We start from the raw sequence: 5,811 nt of genomic DNA, 5'->3' as shown, positions 1-5,811 counted from the left end.
GCGAGCTGGCGAGCGCCTACGACGCGCTGCTCGAGGGCTTCGAGCCCGGCATGCGCGTGAAGCGCCTCACCCCGGTGCTCACCGCGCTGCGCGACGCGCTCATCCCCATGGTGGCCGCGCTGGGCGAGCAGCAGCGCCCCTTCCCCGCGTTCCTCTCCGGCCGCGCCTACGACACCGGCGAGCAGTGGCGGTTCACGATGCGGCTGTTGAAGGCCGTGGGCTTCGACCTGGAGGCGGGCCGCCAGGACGTCAGCATCCACCCCTTCACCAACAGCGTGCACGCGCAGGACGTGCGCCTCACCACGCGCCTGGACGCGGCGTGGCCGCCCGCGGCCCTCTTCGGCACGCTCCACGAGGCGGGCCACGGCCTGTACGAGCAGGGCTTCTCCCCGGAGCACCACCGCACGCCGCTCGCGTCGGTGCCGTCCATGGGGCTGCACGAGTCCCAGTCCCGCCTCTGGGAGAACCTGGTGGGCCGGGGCCGCGCCTTCTGGGTGCACCACTTCCCCGCGCTGAAGCAGGCCTTCCCGCAGGCGCTGGCGGACGTGGAGCTGGACGGCTTCCACGCGGGCATCAACCACGTGGTGCCGTCGCTCATCCGCGTGGAGGCGGACGAGGTGACGTACAACCTGCACATCGCCCTGCGCTACGAGCTGGAGCTGGCGATGCTGCGCGACGAGTTGCCCGTGTCGGAGCTGCCGTCCGCGTGGAACGAGCGCACGCGGCGCTACCTGGGCATCACGCCCCCGGACGACACCCAGGGCGTGCTCCAGGACATCCACTGGGCCTGGGGAGAGCTGGGCTACTTCCCCACGTACTCGCTGGGCAACCTCTACGCGGCCTCGCTGTACGCCGCCGCGAACCGGGCGCTGCCGTCACTGGAGGCGGACCTCACCCGGGGCGACACGTCGTCGCTGCTGGGGTGGCTGCGCACGAACCTGCACGCGCACGGCTTCCGGCTGCCCGCGGAGGAGCGCGTGCGCGCCATCACCGGCGAGGGGCTCACGGACCGGGACTTCCTGGCGTACCTGCGCGCGAAGTACGGCGCGCTGTACGGCGTGAGCCTCTAACGCGCTTCAGGCCGCGAACACCAGCGGGCGGCACGCGCGCGCCAGGTGCAGCGCGTCCCGCGCGAGCGCGTGCGAGTCCGGGTCCTGCGCCTCCAGCCACGCGGCGCGGGCCACCTGGCTGCCCAGCTCGAAGCACAGGCTGGCGGTGCGGCGCGACAGCCGGCTCTCCTTCTGGAGCGCGCGCACGTTGAGCTCGCACAGCTCCGCGCACTGGCGCAGCAGCCGCACCGCGTCGTCATCCGCCGCGAGGCCCTGGGCCACCAGCCGCGCCATGCCCGCCTCGCAGGCCGTCTGGCACTGCAGGCTCGCGGCGATGCACCGGGAGACCTCTGTCCGCGCCCCGCCTGTCCTGGCTCCCAGCATGACCACGCCCTCCCTTTGTGCGGCGTCAAAGGTACGCACGCACGCGGTTCTCGCAACCGGCACCGGAGCCGCAGATGGCGCTTGAACACCTGCGTTCCAGGGTCATGGACAGCGAGCCGCGAAGGGATGCACAAGCCCCGCGCGTGATTCAGCCGAATCGTAGCCTGGCTGCCCCTTTGTCGCGGGCGAACGTCAGCTTCCCAGCACCGGAAAGGGCCTGAGCAGGGCGATCAGCTTGTCGCCGTACAACTTGATCCGCTTTTCCCCGAAGTAGGGCAGCTGCGACAGCGCCTCCACGTTCGTGGGCGGCTGCGACGCCAGCGCGTCCATGAGCGGGTTGGTGAGCACCACGCTGGGCGTCACCTTGCGCAGCGTGGCCTGCTCGACACGGAACGCCTTGAGCGCGTCCTCGCGCTTGCGCCGGTGGGGGTCGCGCGGACCCTTGGGCTCGCGGTCCAGGTCCAGCTCGCCCCGGGTGGCCTTCTGCTGCTGTTCGCGGATGAGGGCGAGGATGGCGTCGCCGTGCGCGCGCACCACCGCGCCCCGCACGCCGGCCGCGCGCGCCAGGTCCTTGTGCGTGTCCGGCTGCTTCAGGGCCAGGTCGGTGATGGCCATGTTGGACAGCATGCGGCCCATGGGCACGTTGTCCTTCTCCGCCCACTCCAGCCGCAGCTTGTGCAGCCCCTGCGCGATGGCGTGCGCGAGCGCGTACTGCACCGGGGACAGGCCGCTCCGGGACAGCTTGGGCTTGTACTCGGCGCCCGTCTCCGGCCGGGCCTCGGCCTCCGCGCACATGCGCTCGCAGTCCAGCAGCACCTCCTCCAGGATGTCCGCCTCGCGGCACGCGCCGCGCACCTGGCGGCCCAGCTCGCAGAGGTAGCGCACGTCGTTGGCGATGTAGTCCCGCATGCCCGGGGGCAGGGGACGCAGGGAGAAGTCGGACTGCTGGTGCTCCTTCGGCAGCTCCACGCCCAGCCGCTCGCGCGCCAGGTCCGCCAGGCCCACCTTGGGCCACCCCAGGAGCGTCACGGCGCGGTGCGTGTCGAAGAGGCCGCGCACGCGCACGCCCGCTTCGGCCAGGAACTGCAGGTCGCCCTGGGCGGCGTGGAAGTACTTCGTGCGCCCGGGGTCCTCCATCATGGGGGAGAGCAGGCGCGGATCCACGCCCGGCTGGAGCGTGTCGAAGAGGAAGATGTCCGTGTCGGTGCCCAGCTGGAGGAAGCACAGGCGGGCCCGGAAGGCGTGCATGGCGTCCGCCTCCAGGTCCACCGCCACTTCCGGCGAGGCCTCCAGCACCCGCGTGGCGGCCTCCTCGCCCGCGCGGTCCACTACATCCACGGCTCCCTGAGGAAAGGTCGGCATCGCGGGGAGCAGGCTAGCGGACCGGCCCGCCCCTTTGACGTGTTTTTTCCCGAACCGCCGCTAGGATGGCCCCGCCGATGAACGACGCCCAACGTCTTGAAAAGAGCCTGCTTGGCCACATGGGCCGGGCCATCGCGGACTTCCGCCTCATCGAGGCCGGGGACCGCATCATGGTGGGCGTGTCGGGAGGCAAGGACTCCTACACGATGCTCCACCTGCTGCGCGAGCTGCAGCGGCGGGCCCCCGTGAAGTTCGACCTGCTGGCCGTGAACCTGGACCAGGGCCACCCCGGCTTCCCCGGCCACATCCTGGAGGGCTACTTCCAGAAGGAAGGCTACGCCTACAAGATGCTGAAGGAGGACACCTACAGCATCGTCCTGGAGAAGACCCCGCCCGGGAAGACGCAGTGCTCGGTGTGCTCGCGCCTGCGCCGGGGCATCCTCTACAACGCCGCCGTGCACCTGGGCTGCAACAAGATTGCCCTGGGCCACCACCGCGACGACCTCATCCACACGATGCTCCTGAACATGTTCTTCGCCGGGAGCCTCAAGGCGATGCCGCCGCTCCTGAGGAGCGACGACGGCCGCAACGTGGTCATCCGGCCGCTGTGCTACGCGCCGGAGAAGGAGATCATCCAGTTCGCGGAAGCGAAGCAGTTCCCCATCATCCCCTGTGACCTGTGCGGGTCGCAGGAGAACCTGCAGCGCAAGCGGATGCAGAAGCTGGTGGAGGACCTGGGCAAGGAGATCCCCAACGTCCGCCAGAGCCTGCTCAACGCGATGTCGAACGTGCGCCCCACGCACCTCTTGGACAAGACGCTGAACCCGGACCCGCTGAACGCGACGGAAGACGGGCCCGCGGTCACCCCCCCCACCACCGACACGCAAGGGAGCGCCAGTCCATGGCTCGAGAGCAGGCAGTGAAGGCGCGCAAGGAGCGCAACGCGGCGCTGGTGGAAGCCATGCTGCTGGCCGCCATGGCGGACGGCAGCGTGTCCCAGCGCGAGATGCAGACGCTGCTGGCGCGCGTGCTGGAGCGCCCGGAGTTCGAGGGCACGCAGTCCAACGAGCTGAACCTGCTGGTGGAGTCCAGCGCGGTGCGGCTGTCGGAGGCGCGCAACCTGGAGGAGGTGCTGTCCTCGCTGCGCCGCCGGCTGCCGGACCACAAGAACCGGATGCTGGCCTTCGGGCTGGCGGCGGCGGTGGCGCTGGCGGACCAGCGGGCCACGCGCTCGGAGCTGGGGCTGCTCAAGACGTTCCAGGCGGCGCTGGGCATCTCCGAGGACGAGGTCGCGCAGATCATCGACGTGATTGAACAGGGGGGCAGCCTGTCGGAGGCGCTGGGCGAGCCCCTGGAGCGGCTGTTCGCGGAGGTGATGGTGCTGGTGCTGGCGGCGGACGGCCAGCTCAAGGAGGCCGAGGCCCGCGCGATGGTGGAGAGCTTCGCGGCGGATCCGCTCTTCCAGAACGTGAGCCCGGAGCGGGCGCAGGGCTTCGTGAGCGAGTCGGTGGCGGCGCTGGCGTCGGACGGGCTGCCCCAGCGGCTGCACGTGCTGGCGCACGGGCTGGCCACGCACTCCCAGCGGGTGAAGGCGTACCAGCTGGCCACGAAGATTGCCCACGCGTCCGGGCGGACGAGCACCGCGGAGCAGCGCATCCTGGACCTGCTCCAGGCGACGTTCGGTCTGGCGGACGATGAAGTGGCGCGGTTGGACCAGCAAGGGTAAGCAGGGAGTCGCATGACCCCGCAAGTCCCCTCCGGTCCACGGCACTCCTTCCGTTTCGGCCTGCCGCCGTCGCTGGGCAGCGAGACGGCGCGCGAGCGCGCGGAACGGCTCGCGTCGTTCCTGCAGCGCGCGCTGGGCAAGCTGGTGGAGGTGAGCGTCGCCACCAGCTACGAGACCCTGGCGAAGGACCTGCTGTCGGGGCGCGCGGACGCGGCCTGGGCGCCGCCCTTCGTGTGCGCGCGCATGGAGGCCATGGGCGTGCGGGTGCTGGCGCGCGGGGTGCGCCGGGCATGTCCAGCTACCGCTCCGCGCTGGTGGGGCGGGCGGGCTCCGGGCTGACGCTGGAGAAGCTGAAGGGCTCCACGGCGGCGTGGGTGGACCGCGATTCGGTGGCGGGCTACCTGCTGCCCAGCGCGTACCTCAAGACGCAGGGGCTGGAGCCGTCGCGGGTGTTCGTGGCGCAGCAGTTCACGGGCTCGTACCAGGGCGCGCTGGAGGCGGTGCTGGAGGGCAGGGCGCAGGTGACGAGCGTCTTCTGTCCGCCGGCCTCCACGGGGCTCACGTTCACCACGGGCGTGGAGGACGTGCTGGGGCGGGGGATGGGCGCGAAGTTCGAGCTCCTGGCGTACACGGACGAGGCCCCCAACGACGGCGTGCCGGTGGCGATGGGGCTGCCCGCGCCGCTGGTGACGGCGCTGGAGGCGGCGCTGCTGGGGCTGACGGCCACGCCGGACGGGCAGGCGCTCCTGCGCGACATCTTCAACGCGGAGCGGTTCGAGGTGGCGCCGCGCATGGGCTACCGCGCGCTGTACCGCGTGGCCCTGGCCAGCCTGTAGCCGCGACGCGGTCTCGACGGAGCAGCGATCTACTTGTCGGAGTCGGGACCGTTGCCGCGCGCGGGGCGCCGGGCGGAGGAGACAGACCCTTCCGTGGGGCGAGCCGGCTTCGCGGGCACCTTGCCTCCGACGGAGTCCTCCGGTGCGCGCACGGCCTTCGCGGCGGAGCGGCTGCCGGTCGTGTCCGCGGAGGACTTCACGGCCTTCGCGGCGGGACGGCTTCCCGTGGAGCTCTCCGGCGCGCGCGACGGCTTCGAGGCGTCGGCGCGAACGGCCTCGTGCTTCGCCGAGGACGAACGGCCGGCCTCCCCGCGCACGGCCTCGTGCTTCGCGGTGGACAGGCCCGCGTCCTCATCGCTCAGGGGCCGGGTGTCCGCCAGGCTCGCGCCGGTGTTCTCCCGCGTCCTCGCACGGGCCGGGCGTCCGGGCGGCTCAGGCCGGAGGTCTCCCTCGT

At 71.7% G+C, this 5,811-nt stretch carries 5 protein-coding genes and 2 pseudogenes; 4 read left to right on the top strand and 3 right to left on the bottom strand.

Annotation, left to right across the window (positions count from 1 at the left end):
• Window positions 1–1,070: carboxypeptidase M32 (locus ACLEQD_RS35105; protein ID WP_410390108.1), on the top strand; the 1,070-nt coding region annotated here is incomplete at its 5' end.
• A gap of 6 nt (window positions 1,071–1,076) precedes the next feature.
• Here the strand turns inward: ACLEQD_RS35105 and ACLEQD_RS35100 are convergent.
• Window positions 1,077–1,433, bottom strand: a complete 357-nt coding sequence (locus ACLEQD_RS35100) for a hypothetical protein (RefSeq protein WP_410390106.1) — start codon at window positions 1,431–1,433, stop codon at window positions 1,077–1,079.
• 192 nt (window positions 1,434–1,625) lie between these two features.
• Complete coding sequence (locus tag ACLEQD_RS35095; RefSeq protein ID WP_410390104.1) at window positions 1,626–2,795, bottom strand: ribonuclease D; 1,170 nt, start codon at window positions 2,793–2,795, stop codon at window positions 1,626–1,628.
• Between the two features lie 65 nt (window positions 2,796–2,860).
• Between ACLEQD_RS35095 and ttcA the strand changes: the two genes are divergently transcribed.
• From ttcA to ACLEQD_RS35080, 3 genes and pseudogenes are all read left to right on the top strand, one after another.
• Window positions 2,861–3,718: a tRNA 2-thiocytidine(32) synthetase TtcA gene (ttcA, locus tag ACLEQD_RS35090; protein WP_410390102.1), complete on the top strand. Its 858-nt coding sequence runs from the start codon at window positions 2,861–2,863 to the stop codon at window positions 3,716–3,718.
• Window positions 3,697–4,521, top strand: coding sequence for a TerB family tellurite resistance protein (locus ACLEQD_RS35085; protein ID WP_410390100.1), 825 nt, complete (start codon window positions 3,697–3,699; stop codon window positions 4,519–4,521). The genes ttcA and ACLEQD_RS35085 overlap by 22 nt, the downstream gene beginning before the upstream one ends.
• Before the next feature lie 12 nt (window positions 4,522–4,533).
• Window positions 4,534–5,357, top strand: a pseudogene (locus ACLEQD_RS35080) (phosphate/phosphite/phosphonate ABC transporter substrate-binding protein).
• A 29-nt stretch (window positions 5,358–5,386) separates the two neighbouring features.
• On the opposite strand, the pseudogene ACLEQD_RS35075 reads toward ACLEQD_RS35080, so the two are convergent.
• Window positions 5,387–5,811 (bottom strand): annotated as a pseudogene (locus ACLEQD_RS35075) (hypothetical protein); the annotation flags it as partial.

Source organism: Corallococcus sp. 4LFB, assembly GCF_046520365.1.
Classification (GTDB): Bacteria; Myxococcota; Myxococcia; order Myxococcales; family Myxococcaceae; genus Corallococcus; species Corallococcus caeni.
This window is presented reverse-complemented; position numbering and strand designations above follow the sequence as displayed.

What these genes read in the sequence shown, in the direction of transcription:
- ACLEQD_RS35085 (WP_410390100.1), top strand. Translation starts at nt 3,697, where the DNA reads ATGGCTCGAGAGCAGGCAGTGAAGGCGCGCAAGGAGCGCAACGCGGCG.
- ttcA (WP_410390102.1), top strand. Translation starts at nt 2,861, where the DNA reads ATGGCCCCGCCGATGAACGACGCCCAACGTCTTGAAAAGAGCCTGCTT.
- ACLEQD_RS35100 (WP_410390106.1), bottom strand. Translation starts at nt 1,433, where the DNA reads ATGCTGGGAGCCAGGACAGGCGGGGCGCGGACAGAGGTCTCCCGGTGC.
- ACLEQD_RS35095 (WP_410390104.1), bottom strand. Translation starts at nt 2,795, where the DNA reads ATGCCGACCTTTCCTCAGGGAGCCGTGGATGTAGTGGACCGCGCGGGC.